The sequence below is a fragment of the Vibrio antiquarius genome (assembly GCF_000024825.1).
In the GTDB taxonomy this organism is placed as follows: Bacteria; Pseudomonadota; Gammaproteobacteria; order Enterobacterales; family Vibrionaceae; genus Vibrio; species Vibrio diabolicus.
Map to the genome: position 1 here is coordinate 555,710 of NC_013456.1, position 15,307 is coordinate 571,016.

At 45.8% G+C, this 15,307-nt stretch carries 14 protein-coding genes; 11 read left to right on the forward strand and 3 right to left on the reverse strand.

Annotated features, from left to right (window positions below; translation table 11 throughout):
* Window positions 1–92 precede the first annotated feature (92 nt).
* From ftsY to glpG, 6 genes are all read left to right on the forward strand, one after another.
* Complete coding sequence (ftsY, locus tag VEA_RS02685; protein WP_006743021.1) at window positions 93–1,316, forward strand: signal recognition particle-docking protein FtsY; 1,224 nt, start codon at window positions 93–95, stop codon at window positions 1,314–1,316.
* Window positions 1,317–1,338: 22 nt separating this feature from the next.
* Complete coding sequence (ftsE, locus tag VEA_RS02690; RefSeq protein WP_005393800.1) at window positions 1,339–2,013, forward strand: cell division ATP-binding protein FtsE; 675 nt, start codon at window positions 1,339–1,341, stop codon at window positions 2,011–2,013.
* A complete protein-coding gene (gene ftsX, locus VEA_RS02695; protein ID WP_005393793.1) occupies window positions 2,003–2,971 on the forward strand; it encodes a permease-like cell division protein FtsX in 969 nt (322 codons plus the stop codon). The genes ftsE and ftsX overlap by 11 nt, the downstream gene beginning before the upstream one ends.
* A gap of 177 nt (window positions 2,972–3,148) precedes the next feature.
* Window positions 3,149–4,006, forward strand: a complete 858-nt coding sequence (gene rpoH, locus VEA_RS02700) for an RNA polymerase sigma factor RpoH (RefSeq protein WP_005378693.1) — start codon at window positions 3,149–3,151, stop codon at window positions 4,004–4,006.
* A 493-nt stretch (window positions 4,007–4,499) separates the two neighbouring features.
* Complete coding sequence (gene glpE / locus VEA_RS02705) at window positions 4,500–4,820, forward strand: thiosulfate sulfurtransferase GlpE (protein ID WP_005378691.1); 321 nt, start codon at window positions 4,500–4,502, stop codon at window positions 4,818–4,820.
* Complete coding sequence (glpG, locus tag VEA_RS02710; RefSeq protein ID WP_006742755.1) at window positions 4,820–5,662, forward strand: rhomboid family intramembrane serine protease GlpG; 843 nt, start codon at window positions 4,820–4,822, stop codon at window positions 5,660–5,662. Before glpE ends, glpG begins: the two co-directional genes overlap by 1 nt.
* A 58-nt stretch (window positions 5,663–5,720) precedes the next feature.
* Here the strand turns inward: glpG and VEA_RS02715 are convergent, their stop codons facing one another.
* Window positions 5,721–6,131, reverse strand: coding sequence for a flagellar basal body-associated protein FliL (locus tag VEA_RS02715; protein ID WP_005393783.1), 411 nt, complete (start codon window positions 6,129–6,131; stop codon window positions 5,721–5,723).
* 161 nt (window positions 6,132–6,292) lie between these two features.
* Between VEA_RS02715 and VEA_RS02720 the strand changes: the two genes are divergently transcribed.
* Window positions 6,293–6,832 carry a chorismate lyase gene (locus VEA_RS02720; protein WP_005393781.1) on the forward strand — a complete coding sequence of 180 codons (540 nt, stop codon included), beginning with the start codon at window positions 6,293–6,295 and terminating at the stop codon, window positions 6,830–6,832.
* A complete protein-coding gene (ubiA, locus tag VEA_RS02725) occupies window positions 6,833–7,687 on the forward strand; it encodes a 4-hydroxybenzoate octaprenyltransferase (RefSeq protein WP_005393780.1) in 855 nt (284 codons plus the stop codon).
* Window positions 7,688–7,754: 67 nt separating this feature from the next.
* Here ubiA and plsB read toward each other — a convergent pair whose 3' ends face one another.
* A complete protein-coding gene (gene plsB, locus VEA_RS02730; RefSeq protein WP_006742756.1) occupies window positions 7,755–10,181 on the reverse strand; it encodes a glycerol-3-phosphate 1-O-acyltransferase PlsB in 2,427 nt (808 codons plus the stop codon).
* Window positions 10,182–10,549: 368 nt separating this feature from the next.
* On the opposite strand from plsB, the gene lexA reads away from it, so the two are divergent.
* From lexA to dinF, 3 genes are all read left to right on the forward strand, one after another.
* Window positions 10,550–11,173, forward strand: coding sequence for a transcriptional repressor LexA (gene lexA, locus VEA_RS02735; protein ID WP_005393778.1), 624 nt, complete (start codon window positions 10,550–10,552; stop codon window positions 11,171–11,173).
* 190 nt (window positions 11,174–11,363) lie between these two features.
* Window positions 11,364–12,158, forward strand: coding sequence for a class I SAM-dependent methyltransferase (locus tag VEA_RS02740; RefSeq protein WP_005393777.1), 795 nt, complete (start codon window positions 11,364–11,366; stop codon window positions 12,156–12,158).
* A gap of 55 nt (window positions 12,159–12,213) precedes the next feature.
* A complete protein-coding gene (gene dinF / locus VEA_RS02745) occupies window positions 12,214–13,563 on the forward strand; it encodes an MATE family efflux transporter DinF (protein ID WP_012841300.1) in 1,350 nt (449 codons plus the stop codon).
* Window positions 13,564–13,620: 57 nt separating this feature from the next.
* Here the strand turns inward: dinF and sthA are convergent, their stop codons facing one another.
* Window positions 13,621–15,021 carry a Si-specific NAD(P)(+) transhydrogenase gene (gene sthA, locus VEA_RS02750; protein ID WP_012841301.1) on the reverse strand — a complete coding sequence of 467 codons (1,401 nt, stop codon included), beginning with the start codon at window positions 15,019–15,021 and terminating at the stop codon, window positions 13,621–13,623.
* Window positions 15,022–15,307: the final 286 nt, after the last annotated feature.

Genomic DNA, 15,307 nt, shown 5'->3' on the forward strand with positions numbered 1-15,307 from the left:
CACAACTTTGTCATTAGCCTTTTTTAGACAGATAATAATCTTGTCAAAAAAGAGTCATTAATAGATAAAAGAACAATCTAGGATAGCCCCAGATGACGGAAAAAAAGAAGCGCGGATTACTTTCGTGGCTAGGTTTTGGTGACGAAGAACAAAGCCCAAAACCAAAAACTGAAGAAACAGTAAAAGAAGAAGCAGTGGATGCGCCTTCTGAAGAGCAGCAAACCGACGCGGCTGCTGAGCAAGCGGAAGCAACGCCAGAACTTGAAGAAGAATCGAAAAAAGCGGAGGCTGCCCCAGCAGAAGCAGAAGCAGAAGCAGAAGCAGAAGCAGAAGCAGAAGCAGAAGAGCCTCAAGTGCCTGCTGCACCTCGCGTTCAAGAACAAGAAAAGCCAACAGAGAGCTTTTTTGCTCGCCTCAAACGCAGCCTAAGCCGCACAAAAGCAAACATCGGCGCTGGCTTCTTCGGTCTGTTCAGCGGTAAGAAAATCGATGAAGACTTATTTGAAGAGCTAGAAGAGCAACTGCTTATTGCTGATGTGGGCATGAATACCACAACAAAAATTATCAACAACCTGACAGAAAAAGCCACACGTGGCGATCTGAAAGACGGCGAAGCCCTTTATGGTTTGTTGAAAGAAGAAATGGCTGAGATTCTTTCTAAAGTCGAGCAGCCACTAGAAATCGATAGCAACAAAACGCCTTACGTTATCTTAATGGTGGGTGTAAATGGCGTGGGTAAAACCACGACCATCGGTAAGCTTGCCAAGCAGTTCCAAACTCAAGGCAAAAAAGTGATGCTTGCAGCGGGCGATACTTTCCGTGCCGCAGCGGTTGAGCAGCTACAAGTGTGGGGTGAACGTAACAACGTTCCTGTGATTGCCCAGCATACTGGCGCAGACAGTGCTTCTGTTATCTATGATGCGATTGAAGCGGCAAAAGCACGTGGTGTGGATGTTGTGATTGCCGATACCGCGGGTCGTTTACAGAACAAAGCGAACCTAATGGAAGAGCTGCGTAAGATTGTACGTGTGATGAAGAAAATTGATGACTCTGCACCACACGAGATCATGCTGACGCTAGACGCAGGTACAGGGCAAAATGCCATCAGCCAAGCGAAACTTTTCAGTGATGTTGCCCCTCTAACCGGGATTACTTTGACTAAGCTGGATGGTACAGCGAAAGGCGGCGTAATTTTCGCTATTGCCGATCAGTTTGGTATTCCAATTCGTTACATTGGTGTGGGTGAAGGTATCGAAGACTTGCGTCCATTTGAAACTCAAGAGTTTATTGACGCACTGTTTAGTCGTGAAGAATAAAAAGAGTTAGAGGAAATCAACGGTGATCAAATTTCAGCAAGTGAGCAAAGCTTACCGAGGTGGTCGACAAGCACTGCAAAAAGTCGATTTTCACCTGAGGCGCGGTGAAATGGCGTTTTTAGGCGGGCATTCCGGGGCTGGTAAAAGTACCTTGCTGAAATTGATTTGTGCGATAGAGCGCCCGACCGATGGAAAAATCCATTTTAATGGTCACGATATCACGCGCATTCCAAGCAAAGACATCCCTTTTTTGCGCCGCAATATTGGGATTGTTTTTCAAGATCATCGCCTATTGATGGATCGCAGTGTGTACGACAATGTCGCTCTGCCAATGCGTATCGAATCGATTTCTGAAAACGAAATCAAACGCCGTGTTTCTGCGGCGTTAGATAAAACGGGCTTACTCGATAAAGCTCGTTGCCTACCTAGTCAACTTTCTGGTGGTGAGCAACAACGCGTCGGTATTGCCCGTGCCGTGGTCAATCGACCAACGTTGCTGGTGGCTGATGAGCCGACAGGTAACCTCGATCCCGAACTATCCAATCGCGTATTGCGTTTGTTCGAAGAATTTAATCGTGCTGGAGTGACCATCTTACTCGCCACGCACGATGTGGGGTTAGTAAACACTCGCCCACAGTATCGTCATTTTGAATTAAACCAAGGCTTCCTAAGTGAGGTAGAAGACTATGGCAGGTAACAAGCACTCCCAAAAGAAGGGGAAAGGCCGCAGTGCCAAGCGTGCAAATACCGATGGTTTTTTCTCTGTCCACGCAAAACAAGCAAAATCCTCTTTTAGCGCCTTATGGCAACGACCTTTAGGTAATATCCTGACCCTAGCCGTGATTTCAATGGCACTTGCTATGCCAGCTTGTTTGTATCTACTGGGCAAAAACGTCGCGGGTGCCGCGGAAGATGTGGCATCTCCCTCGCAAGTTAGTGCTTACTTAGTAGAAGGCATGCCGGATGCACGTGTGATGGTTCTCAAAGATCAAATTGAAACTTGGCCTTTGGTAAAAGAAGTAGAATATATTTCTCCACAGCAAGGTCTGTCTGATTTGAGCCAATATGCAGGATTCGATCAGGCTATCAGCCTTTTAAGTGGCTATGCGCTACCCGGTGTGTTGGTGATTACGCCAGCCTCGGAGCTAAAAAGTGATATTCAGTCATTAGCCAAAGACGTTCGAGAGCAACAAGACGTGACCGATGTGAGACTTGACGAAGACTGGCTGGCGCGTCTTGATGCGATCAAAACTCTCGCGAGTATTATTGTCATTACTCTGACAGTGTTGATGCTCGGTGCGGTATTTTTAATCGTTGGCAACACGTTGCGATTTAATGTGCTGGCGAATAAAGAAGAGATTCAAACCATGAAACTGATCGGTGCAACGGACAGTTTTATTCTGCGCCCTTATTTGTACACGGGGATGTGGTTTGGCGTATTAGGTGCCACCATCGCGTGGTTGGTAACGGCTTTAGTGACCATTGTTATGAATAGTGCGGTGGAAGATCTTGCTGCATTGTACGACAGCCAGTTTCGCCTGATTGGTCTAAGCTGGGATGAATCTTTGCTATTAATCATCATTGGTAGTCTTTTGGGATGCATTGCGGCGCGCTTTTCGGCGCAACGACATTTAAAAGAAATTGAACCAGTTTAAGTGATGAAGGTCTTACTACTTGGATTTTATTAGCACTAGCTAATCTGGATCCCTTGTTTAGACCGAATGTTTATGGATAATTGCTTCCCCTTCTTGAAACTTGTTCATTTTGAGTTCAAGATATCGAAGCTAAATTTGCAATGTAATGCTCCAGATCAGAGATTGATGAGGAATTGAATGACAAAAGAAGCGTATCCGATGGCTCTAGTCACGCAAGATAGCCTTGATAGCTATATTCGCTCAGTAAACAGCTACCCAATGCTGACTGCAGACGAAGAGCGTGAGCTGGCAGAACGATTACACTACAAAGGTGAGATTGAGGCTGCAAAAGGTCTAATTCTTTCGCACCTACGATTCGTTGTTCACGTTGCTCGTGGTTACTCTGGCTACGGTTTGCCAATGGCGGACCTTGTGCAAGAGGGTAACATCGGTCTAATGAAAGCCGTTAAGCGTTTTAACCCAGAAGTAGGGGTTCGCTTGGTGTCTTTTGCTGTCCACTGGATCAAAGCAGAGATCCACGAATACGTGCTACGTAACTGGCGTATCGTGAAAATTGCGACCACTAAAGCGCAACGTAAGTTGTTCTTCAACTTGCGTAAGTCGAAAAAGCGCTTGGGTTGGTTTAACAACGGTGAAGTCGAAACCGTTGCGCGTGAGTTAGGTGTTGAGCCTTCTGAAGTTCGCGAGATGGAATCACGCTTAGCGGCGGTGGATTCAACCTTTGATATGCCAACTGATGAAGACGACAGCTCAAACGCTTACACAGCGCCGATGCTGTACCTAGAAGACAAATCGTCTGATGTGGCTGACAACATCGAAGCTGCAAACTGGGAAATGCACACCAACAATCGCTTGGGTCATGCATTAGCGAGTTTAGATGAACGTAGTCAGCGTATCGTGCGTTCTCGTTGGTTAGATGATGAGAAAGCAACATTGCAAGACTTAGCTGATGAGTTTGGTGTGTCTGCCGAGCGTATTCGTCAGCTAGAAAAAAACGCAATGAAGAAACTAAAATTGGCCGTGGGTGAATTTTAATTTCTACTGCTAATTGGAAGTAAGATTTTCATAGAAAGCCGAGATCATGTGATCTCGGCTTTTTTATTGTCGATCGAAAATCGATAGCGTTTGCGATCCATATTTTATGTGCTACCTGTGTATAACTCTGTGAAGTAATTATTTATCAACTGTTCGAAACCCGGACAAAATAAGGGATTCAAGCATTTTCCCATCTGGGGATAGTTATAGATATACACACAGTTAGATCAGGATCATCACTACATATTGTGGATCAAAAGATCCAAATACACTTTATCAACGCAATTCACAGCTTTATCCACAAATGGTTGGAATGTGTACACTTTTGAAAACCCGGATTATCCATGTGTCTAAGTTTGCCGTTGGATAGGTTACAATAGCGGCAGTATACCCAAGCGGCTTCAAATATAGATTTTATGCTGTACCACGTGTGCTGATTAGCACGTTAGGTTCGAGGTTGCTTGGGTATATTAATAAGACAATGAGAAAGTAAATGGATCAGTTTAAGCATATCGATGTACAAGGTGCGCAAGCGCTGCTCGAGCAGGGTGATGCGAAGCTTGTAGATATCCGTGACCCTCAATCGTTTGCCGTTGCGCATGCGGAGTCCGCGTATCACTTAACCAACGATACGATCGTTGCGTTTATGGATGAAGTGGAGTTCGAACAACCCATTCTGGTGATGTGTTACCACGGCATTAGTAGCCAAGGTGCCGCACAATATTTAGTTAACCAAGGCTTTGAACAGGTGTACAGTGTGGATGGTGGCTTTGAAGCCTGGCACCGAGCAGAACTACCGATAGTGAGAAGTTAATGAAGAGATTGGTAACGTTAAATAATCCACGTATGGCGCAAGCCTTTATTGATTATATGGCCTCTCGCCAAATTGACATCCAGATGATGCCAGAAGGAGACGGGCAATTTGCGCTGTGGCTGACTGATAGCCAGCATGAAATAGAAGCGGAAGCCGAACTTAAGCAGTTCCTTGCTAACCCGTCTGATTCAAAATACAGCGCCGCCTCGTGGGACGTTGCCGATACTCGCAAGAGCACCTTTCATTATTCTAGCCCGAGTATCATGAGCATGGTCAAAGCAAAAGCCGGCCCAATGACTTTGCTGATCATGACGGTGTGTACCATCATCTACTTGTTACAAATGTTTGGCTTTGGCAATGGCGTGTTTAAGTTGTTGCACTTCCCGGCCTTTGAGGGGCAACAATGGCAAGTGTGGCGATGGCTAAGCCATGCGTTACTGCACTTTTCAGTGACTCACATCGTGTTCAACTTACTATGGTGGTGGCAGTTGGGTGGCGACATCGAACGTCGTCTCGGTTCCGGTAAGCTATTGCAACTCTTTGTGGTGTCGGCAGCGCTTTCTGGGGCTGGCCAATTCTATGTTGAAGGGGCAAACTTCGGTGGCTTGTCTGGCGTGGTCTATGCGTTGCTTGGTTATTTGTGGATATTGGGTTACCGCTTGCCACATTTAGGCCTTACGCTACCCAAGCCAATCATCGTTTTTATGTTGGTGTGGTTAGTACTTGGTTTTGTGCAGCCGTTCATGGCGATTGCAAACACCGCTCACTTGGTGGGTTTACTGTCGGGGATGGCGATTGCGCTGTTTGATTCAGGCAAGATGAAATACCAACAGCAAGCCTAAATCTGAAATGAAAAGACCGCTCAAGAGCGGTCTTTTTTATGTTCAAAACGATTTGGGTTTATTGGTAAAGGTATTTTGTAAACAACAAATCGGCAATGATGGTTTTACCTGTTTCGGGCAAAAGTGTTTCGTTGAGGGTCGTCACTAAGGTTTTGCGCAGATCTTCTCGGCCAGAAAGGGACTTAATAGTATCTTCTGTTTGCTTACCCAGTAATTCAATTACTGCATCGCGAATCAAAGGTTGGTGATGCTCAACAATCGATAAATCTTGTTGGCTCATTACCATGATGTCGATGCGCACTTGCACATAACCTAACTTTTTGCCTTTGGTGTAAAAGTTAGTAGTGAGATCAGGCTCAAGGGTAAAGTATGCCAACTTAGGTCCAGCTTCTTGCGTTTCAGCCCAACTTGGTGCGGCGAACAGTATGGTTAACGCAAAAATAATTTGGGCTATATAACGTTTGTACATATTTCTAACTTTTCTTTCTCTGGATCGCGATATTCGAATCGCTTCAGTCTTGATACAATGGGCCGTCTATAACAAATAACGGAACTTACGGTTACATACATTACTATGGACGGTAAGTTGTTGCTTTATTGTACGCATAAAGCCTCCAATTGAATACTAGTATGAATCAGCCAACATCACTCTATCTTGCTTCTTTATTGGAAGTAGAGTGGCAAAACCCCGAAGAATTCGAATTTCCAAATGAATTTGCCAAGCACTGGCTTGAAGAGCAAGGGTCTTTGTCACGTCGTTTAAAGCAACACTGCCAAGCATTAACGGTAGAATTGCTACAAAATCAGATCGTCACTGCGGCGACGTTAAAACAGGACGAAAGCCAGTTATTGTCCGAACAAGATTGCTTACTGCGAGAGGTAATTTTGTGTGGTGACAATGATAACTGGGTTATCGGACGGACATTAATTCCTCGCTCAACCTTAGTTGATCAGCAGTATGATTTGGCTCAACAAGGGGATATCCCATTAGGACTAACTGTGTTCAGCGCAGATAACGTTGAGCGGGACTCTTTGCAAATGGGATGGGTAGCCGTACCAGAAGGACGTTTGTTAGCGCGACGCTCAAGGTTGTGGATGAATCACAAACCGATGCTAGTCGCCGAGTTATTCTTATCTAATTCACCAGTTTACGCTAAGGAGACAGTGTAAATGTCCGCAGAAAAAGCCAAAGCATATTGGCAACTGATGCGCATGGATCGCCCGATTGGTTCACTGTTACTGATGTGGCCAACGATTTGGGCGCTAATTATCTCAGCCCAAGGGATGCCGAGTTGGGATGTATTTATCGTGTTTGTATTGGGTGTATTCCTAATGCGTAGCGCGGGGTGCGTGATTAATGATTTTGCTGACCGCAAAGTCGACGGCCATGTAAAACGTACCAAGCAACGCCCACTGCCATCAGGGAAAGTGACAGCAAAAGAAGCGATTGGATTATTTTTGGTTTTGGGTATCAGCTCATTCTTGTTAGTGCTGACCATGAACCCGTTGACGATTCAGCTATCCTTCGCTGGCATCGTGTTGGCGTTCATTTATCCATTTATGAAGCGTTACACTCATATTCCACAACTCTTTTTAGGCTTAGCTTTTAGCTGGGCAATTCCAATGGCGTGGGCTGCACAAACCGGGGAGCTACCACTGATAGTTTGGTTTGTGTTTCTGATTAACGCTTTATGGACCATTGCTTATGATACTCAGTATGCGATGGTCGATCGCGATGATGATTTAAAGATTGGCATTAAATCGACGGCAATTTTGTTTGGTCGTCATGACAAGCTTATTATTGGTGTGTTGCAACTGATTACGCTCGCGATGTTGGTTTGGTTAGGGCAGTTCTACCAATTGGGGCAAAGTTACTACTGGACCCTTTTGATTGCAGCGTCGTTGTTTGTTTATCAGCAGCACTTAATTCGTCACCGTGAGCGGGAGTTGTGCTTTAAGGCTTTCCTCAACAACAACTATGTTGGCATGGTGATAGCGATAGGGTTATTGGTCGCATTTTGGTAAGCGAAGAAATAGTAAAAAGGCATCCGATTGGATGCCTTTTTTCTTATTTTGGAAGAAGGTAAAACGGTTACGACTGAAGTTGATGAATACTCTCTTCGATCGTCAGTTTCACTTCTGGATAAAGCAGAGTGAATAGTAATCGTGCAAATTGCTGCGTTTTCTTCGTGTCACAGTTACCATCGTTATCGAGGTATTTTTGCTGTTTGAGTGTATTGAACATAGCGGTAAACACACCTTTATCGAAGAATTCTGGCGCATTAATACCGTGTAAGCGTCCTAAACGTTGAGCAATATCTTGGCTCTTCTGTTCTAGGTCCGATTTACCGAGCTCTGGGTAAGCAACAAGCAAGTTCATCGCGATAGAGTAGCGCTGCAGTGTTTCCGTGATTGTACGACCTAGCAGAACCAAAGGCTGGTTGTTCGACTGATTGATCTCCAGCTTATCACCATCGAGGCTAATCATTTTCTGATCGGCAAACTCATGCAGTGTTTTAACGACCAATTCATTCAACTCGTCTTCTTGATAGCTTAAGAACAACTCTTTCTTCAAGAATGGGTAGATTTGCGCGACATTCGCTTGAATCTTTTCTACCGAGAGGTTGCGCTGACGAATGATCATCTGAGCAATTAATGATGGCAGAGCAAACAAGTGGATGATGTTGTTGCGGTAGTAGGTCATCAGGATCGATTGGCTACGATCCAGCGAAATGATGTCACCCATGCTATCGGTTTCAATCACGAACTTATCAAGCGAAATTGCATGATCGACCAACTCCTCAGCACTTTCGGTAGGGATAGTGGAGGTGCTTGAGTACGGGTTGTTTTTGAGTAGCTTTAAGTAACACTCAATCTGGTTGATCAGCGAGTCACGAGAAAGTGCACGTTGACGAGAAGCAAGCAGTGCGGTTGCACACAAGGTCAACGCGTTTGCTGCCGCCGCATCGTTGATGTGCGTCATCATCTTATTAGCAAGGTCATTGACCACAGGATTCATCCATTGTGGTTTGTTACCACCCATGCTGTCGATGTCTTTCGTCCACTCAGGAGCATGCTCGTTCAAGTATTGGTTGAGCTGAATTGGCTCACCGAAGTTCACATAGCCCAAACCAAAGTTACGCAGTTTACGCAGAGTACGCAGTACAAGCCCTGCGTTTTCTTTCTCTTTGCGTTTGCCACGCAGCTCTTTCGCGTAAGTGCCTACTTCCATGACGTGCTCGTAACCGATGTAGACTGGCACTAGTGTTACTGGGCGGTTTAGACCACGTAGCATTGCTTGGATGGTCATAGCCAGCATACCCGTTTTCGCTTGCAGTAAGCGACCTGTACGTGAACGACCCCCCTCACTGAAGTACTCGACTGAATAGCCTTTGGCAAACAGCTCAGCTAGATACTCGCGGAAAATGGTTGAGTACAGTTTGTTACCTTTAAAGCTACGACGAATAAAGAATGCCCCACCGCGACGGAAAAGAGGACCGGCCGGGAAGAAGTTCAGGTTAATGCCTGCCGCAATGTGCGGAGGCACCATGCCTTCATGGTATAAAACGTAAGACAACAGTAGGTAGTCCATGTGACTACGGTGACACGGAACGTACACAATTTCGTGGCCGTCTTGCGCTAAACGACGTACAGTCGAGGCGTTATTGATGTGCAACCCTTGGTACAGCTTTGTCCATAGCCAACTCAGGATGCGGTCGCCGTTTTTCACTAGACCGTAGGAGAAGTCGGCGGCGATTTCATCCATGATGTCGTGGGCTTCTTTACGTGCCTTATCAATCGAGATATTTTTGCTCTTGGCTTCGTCAGCGATCGCCAGTTCAATAGCTGGAGATTTCAATAAACGAGCAAACAACACTTGGCGTTGTGGCAGGTTTGGGCCTGAAGCCGCAAGTTTTTGGCGAGAGAAGTGGATACGCGCCACGCGAGCCAATTTGTGCGCAATTGCGCTGTCGGTACCGTGAGAGTCTGCCATATAACGCAGAGATACCACGGGACTAAAGCGAACCAAGCAGTCGCGTCCTGCTGCCATTACCGCTTTCGCCTTTTGCGGGCCATTCATTGGCTGAAGGTAAGGCTTTTGGTTTTCTTCTTTACCTGGTTTACGACCCCAAAGCACGGTTGCAGGGATCATTTGAACGTCTAATTCACTGTCCAGTTTATGCAGTTCCAGCAAGTCTGTGAACAGAGAGACAGAGTCGGTTGGGACATCATTATCGTTGTTCATCACAGTTGGACGCGCAGCGATAAAGACGAAACGGTTCAGCGTTTTGCCATTGATTTCCAGCGGACTGAGCGGGTCAGGCAGACCAAGGCTCATGGCTTGTTTTTGCAGTGTCAGCAAATCCACGTTCGAGCGGAACGGTAGGGCATATACAATCGGCTTAGCGAGGTCGATATTCAGATCTTCAATCGGGTTCGACGGGATTGTGGTGCCCTTTACCAGTACCGATAAAGGTAGTTTTAGTAATGAACGTGAAAATGATTGTCCAGAAGACATAAAGTTCACAGCCTCAATAGGTATTCAAACAGGCCTAACCTTATTTCAGTGTCCGCTTTGCATGTCTTCTATAGAAAAAGAAATGAGTACGGCAAAAGAAATAAGCCTAGGCGATAAAATTTAAGCGCAGCAAGGATACCAGAAACTGGTCAAACCTTTTAATTTTATTGGCTGTAAATTAGTCGAACTCCTAAGTTGTTGCTTTACTTTGATTAACTGAAAAGGCGGTGTTTTAAACGCATGAATAATGAACTTGGGCAGCAAACGAAGTGCACTCCACAAATAAATTAAAAAACAACCAATTGGGTTTTCATTTGAGCATTTACTGGATATACTCACAGTTAACTGTATAAAAAGACAGGTGAGACATGAAGCCGTTAACGCCACGCCAACAACAAGTCTTCGATTTGATCAAAAGTAAAATCGATGATACCGGAATGCCACCAACTCGTGCAGAGATTGCGCGTGAGCTTGGCTTCCGCTCTGCGAATGCCGCAGAGGAACACCTAAAAGCGCTTGCTCGTAAGCAAGCAATTGAAATTATCCCAGGTGCATCGCGTGGGATTCGTATCCTACTTGATGACTCTGCCGCTAATGACGAACAGGGCTTGCCTTTGATTGGTCAAGTTGCTGCGGGTGAGCCCATATTGGCTCAGGAACACGTAGAAGCGCATTACCAAGTCGATCCTGCGATGTTCAAACCGCAAGCGGATTTCTTACTTCGTGTAAATGGCGAAAGTATGAAAGACATCGGGATTATGGATGGTGACTTGCTCGCGGTGCATAAGACCCAAGACGTGAGAGATGGTCAAGTTGTCGTTGCGCGTGTTGATGATGATGTGACTGTGAAGCGTTTGGAGCGCAAAGGTTCAACCATATTACTGCATGCTGAGAATGAAGAGTTTGCCCCAATTCAAGTGGACTTAACGTCTCAGCACCTTACGATTGAAGGCTTAGCCGTTGGTATTATTCGTAATACCGATTGGATGTAAGTGTGTTTAAGCAGCCCAGTTCTTCTGGGCTGTTTTGTCTTTTCTCTTCTCTTTGTTCTACTTCCTCTAAAAGCTTGCTTATCATCTTGACCTTGTTTGTTTTGAGCAATTTATAAGCTTGATAATGTAATTGATATTCATTATCATCTATTTCAATGTCTATGTTTTATCTCTGGCGCAGGAAATGCCCATGTCTCAGTCTAAACATCAAGTTCCTAACCATTTATTAAAGCCACTGTTATTGCGTAGCCGTGAAAGCATGGTCGACAATGGCTTGGTGTACGATCCGATAGCTGCTAAAGCGTGTTTGAGCTGTAAGATGGCGCCGGATTGTTTGAGTGGTGATATTGCGCAGAAGCAATTGCTGCACGTGACGCTGACTCAGCTTTGTGACCAGCAGGTTAGTCACTTCTTACAGCAGTATCCCGATGCTTGGATAATCAATGTCGGAGCGGGGTTGGATACCCGCTTTTATCGTTTGGATAATGGACGCTGCCATTGGATAGAGCTGGATGTGACGGAAAATTTGGTATGGCGTCAGCGCTTGTTCCACAAAAATGAACGTTATGAACACCGCTGTGGCAGTGTGGATGAAATGTCGTGGCTAGAGACGTTAGCCATTCCAGAGCAAGCACCAGTACTCATTTTATGTGAAATGGCACTGCTCGATTGCACAGAGCGCCAAGTCGCGAAATTTATTCAAACCTTGGGTCGACATTTTGTTTCTGCTGAACTGTGTATGGTGTTGGCAGGAGATTTAACGGAAACCAAGTGGGGACAAAAGCTTGGCTCTGATCGTTATGCTCATGGCTTTGAAGCGCCTGCAGAACAGATATTGCAATGGTTACCATGGGCACAGTGGGTGAAAGCTTTCTCGCCATTCGATAGATTCTGTTCTCGTTGGAAAGCTTGGCAGCGTTGGCTTAATAAGATTCCAATGCTGAAGCATCGCCTCACGCCAGTCCTCGTTCATATCAAGTGGTAATTGGCTAGTCGTTAAGCGCTCAGGTACACTCGTCGATCTTACTGATGAGGTGCCTGTGACAAATTCAATCTTCTCTCCTTTATCTAATCCAAAAGTTCATCGCCAAGTCTTAGCTTTAGCGATACCTATGGTGCTGTCGAATATTACTGTTCCATTGCTCGGTTTGGTCGATGCTGCGGTGATTGGTCATCTAGACCACGCTTGGTATTTGGGCGGTGTTGCGCTGGGCAGTACCATGATCAGTGTGACATTTTGGCTGCTTGGTTTTTTGCGTATGTCGACTACTGGGTTGGCGGCGCAGTCCTATGGCGGTGAAGACCGAAAGCAACTTGCCTTGGTGTTTATGCAAGGCTCACTCATGGCACTGCTGTTTGCGTTAGTCTTCTTTATTGCCCATAACCCGATTGCTGATTTGATCTTTGGTTGGAGTGACGCCAGTGCTGAAGTGAAGCACTACGGCATGCAATATTTCTCTATCCGTGTGTGGAGTGCCCCCGCTGCGCTAATGAACTTTGTGTTGTTGGGGTGGTTGCTCGGAACGCAAAATTCCAAAGCCCCAATGTGGATGGTGATCATCACCAACGTGACTAATATTGCCCTCGATTTGTTGTTTGTGATTGGTTTGGGATGGAAAGTAGAAGGCGCTGCGCTGGCATCGGTGATTGCTGACTACTCAGGCATGGGTTTTGGTCTCATGTGTGTCTGGAAAACCTGGCGAGAGAGGCAATTACCATCACCTCAAAAGCTGCTAGCCAGCACTCAACACGGGTTCGGACGCTTCGTGAAATTGAATCGCGATATTTTCTTACGCTCTTTGTGTCTGCAAGCGGCTTTTAGCTTTATGACGTTCCAAGGCGCAAGCTTTGGTGATGAGGTTGTCGCTGCAAATGCGGTTCTGATGAGCTTCCTGATGATTATCTCGTATGGCATGGATGGCTTTGCTTATGCAATGGAGGCCATGGTCGGGAAGGCGATTGGCGCCAAAGATAGGCAACAATTGAGTGCATCACTTGTCGGTACTTTTTTTTGGAGTTTGGTTATTTGCTTAGGACTGACCGCGCTCTTTGGTTTGGCGGGATCGCAGTTGATCGCCATGATCACTTCAATTGAGGCTGTACAACAGCAAGCAGCGGTGTATCTACCTTGGCTGGTGGTGATGCCACTTGCGTCGATGTGGTGCTTTCTATTGGATGGCATTTTTGTCGGTGCAACCAAAGGCAAAGACATGCGCAATAGTATGTTTGTCGCGACCAGCAGTTTCTTCGTTGTCTTTTATTTGTTCGCCGAGTGGGAAAATCACGCTCTGTGGTTTGCAATGACGAGCTTTATGTTGATGCGGGGTATTGGCTTAGGGGTTATCTTTCTCTACCAATGGCGTAAGGATACCTTCCTCGCACAATGTTGATATAAAAACAGCAGGTCCAAGCCTGCTGTTTTTCTGTTTGCTATCAAGAAGCATAGATTAGAACAAGCGGTTCAAACCATTCAATGCAGCGACACGATACGCTTCGGCCATCGTCGGATAGTTGAAGGTGGTATTGACGAAATACTCGATGGTATTCGCTGAGCCTTTTTGCTCCATAATGGCTTGACCGATGTGGATAATTTCCGCGGCACGTTCGCCAAAACAGTGAATCCCTAAAATTTCTTTGGTTTCACGATGGAACAATATCTTCAAGCTGCCGATGTCTTTCCCTGCGATCTGTGCACGAGCTAGGTGCTTGAAGGAAGAGCGTCCTACTTCATATGGTACTTTCGCAGCTGTTAGCTCTTGCTCGGTTTTACCCACAGAGCTAATCTCTGGGATGGTGTAGATACCTGTTGGAATATCATCAATCAGATAGTTTTCTGCCTGACCTTTCGTAATGGCTTGTGCGACAAATCGCCCTTGGTCATAAGCGGCGCTTGCAAGGCTAGGGTAACCGATGACATCGCCTACAGCATAAATGTGTTCAATATCGGTTTGATAGTTACGGTTTACTTTTAGTTGTCCGCGAGAGTCCGCTTCCAGACCAACTGCACCTAAATTCAACTTATCGGTGTTACCTGTTCGACCATTTGCATACAACAAGCAATCCGCCTTCATCTTCTTGCCAGATTGTAGGTGAATAATCACGCCATCTTCTGTGCCTTCGATTTTTTCATAGGTTTCATCATTACGAATTACCACACCGCTGTTCCAGAAGTGGTAAGACAGCGCATCTGACACTTCGTTATCCAAAAACTCCAACAAGCGGTCGCGGGTATTGATAAGGTCGGTTTTCACTCCAAGGCCGCGGAAGATAGAAGCGTATTCACAACCGATAACGCCCGCACCGTAAATGATGATATGGCGAGGGTCGTGTTTCAGGCTCAAAATGGAATCACTGTCATAGATGCGCTCATGCAAGAAATCAACGTCGTTAGGCTGATACGGACGAGAACCCGTCGCGATGACAAACTTATCCGCTGAATAGATTTCTTCTGTGCCGTCGCTTTGCATTACTGCAATTGAGTAGTTATCGATAAATCGCGCGGTTCCGAACAAAAGTGTGCATGAGTTACGGTCATAAAAGCCCTGACGAAGTCGAGTTTGCTTATCAATGACCGATTTAGCATGATCTAAAATGTCAGAAAATGTTGCATGAACGCTGGTGTTGTTTCGACAAAATAACGGGTTGCTATTAAATTCGATGATGCGGCTAACGGCATGACGCAGCGCTTTTGATGGAATAGTACCCCAGTGAGTACAACCGCCGCCGACACTGCTTTCTTTCTCGACAATGGCAACATTCAGTCCCGCTTTGGTTAATCCCATTGCAGCCCCTTCTCCGCCAGGGCCACTACCGATTACGATCACGTCATAGTGATTAACATGCGCCATGATGCCTTCCTTGTTATATTTGCTTAACATTGCTTTAGCGCGATTTTAACTCATTTACTCTATTGGTACACGTCATGCCTGTTAGAGAGTGGAAGTGATCACGCAGAATCGACCAAAAGGATGATTTGGTATGTTGTATGTCTATAAATTGCATCGAGAACATTGCAATTAGATGCATGCCAATAGTAACGTTCTCGGCGCTCAGAGCGAGCGAAGCAACATATCTTTCTCCGTAGGAGCAAATTGCGTTATATTGAGGCTCTTGTACCCTACAGAAAAAGAGCAA

Bases quoted from the DNA above. Each gene is read 5' to 3' on its own strand.
- glpE (WP_005378691.1), top strand. From the start codon at position 4,500: ATGGATCAGTTTAAGCATATCGATGTACAAGGTGCGCAAGCGCTGCTC.
- sthA (WP_012841301.1), bottom strand. From the start codon at position 15,021: ATGGCGCATGTTAATCACTATGACGTGATCGTAATCGGTAGTGGCCCT.
- lexA (WP_005393778.1), top strand. From the start codon at position 10,550: ATGAAGCCGTTAACGCCACGCCAACAACAAGTCTTCGATTTGATCAAA.
- plsB (WP_006742756.1), bottom strand. From the start codon at position 10,181: ATGTCTTCTGGACAATCATTTTCACGTTCATTACTAAAACTACCTTTA.
- ftsY (WP_006743021.1), top strand. From the start codon at position 93: ATGACGGAAAAAAAGAAGCGCGGATTACTTTCGTGGCTAGGTTTTGGT.
- ftsX (WP_005393793.1), top strand. From the start codon at position 2,003: ATGGCAGGTAACAAGCACTCCCAAAAGAAGGGGAAAGGCCGCAGTGCC.
- ubiA (WP_005393780.1), top strand. From the start codon at position 6,833: ATGTCCGCAGAAAAAGCCAAAGCATATTGGCAACTGATGCGCATGGAT.
- rpoH (WP_005378693.1), top strand. From the start codon at position 3,149: ATGACAAAAGAAGCGTATCCGATGGCTCTAGTCACGCAAGATAGCCTT.
- VEA_RS02720 (WP_005393781.1), top strand. From the start codon at position 6,293: ATGAATCAGCCAACATCACTCTATCTTGCTTCTTTATTGGAAGTAGAG.
- VEA_RS02740 (WP_005393777.1), top strand. From the start codon at position 11,364: ATGTCTCAGTCTAAACATCAAGTTCCTAACCATTTATTAAAGCCACTG.
- VEA_RS02715 (WP_005393783.1), bottom strand. From the start codon at position 6,131: ATGTACAAACGTTATATAGCCCAAATTATTTTTGCGTTAACCATACTG.
- glpG (WP_006742755.1), top strand. From the start codon at position 4,820: ATGAAGAGATTGGTAACGTTAAATAATCCACGTATGGCGCAAGCCTTT.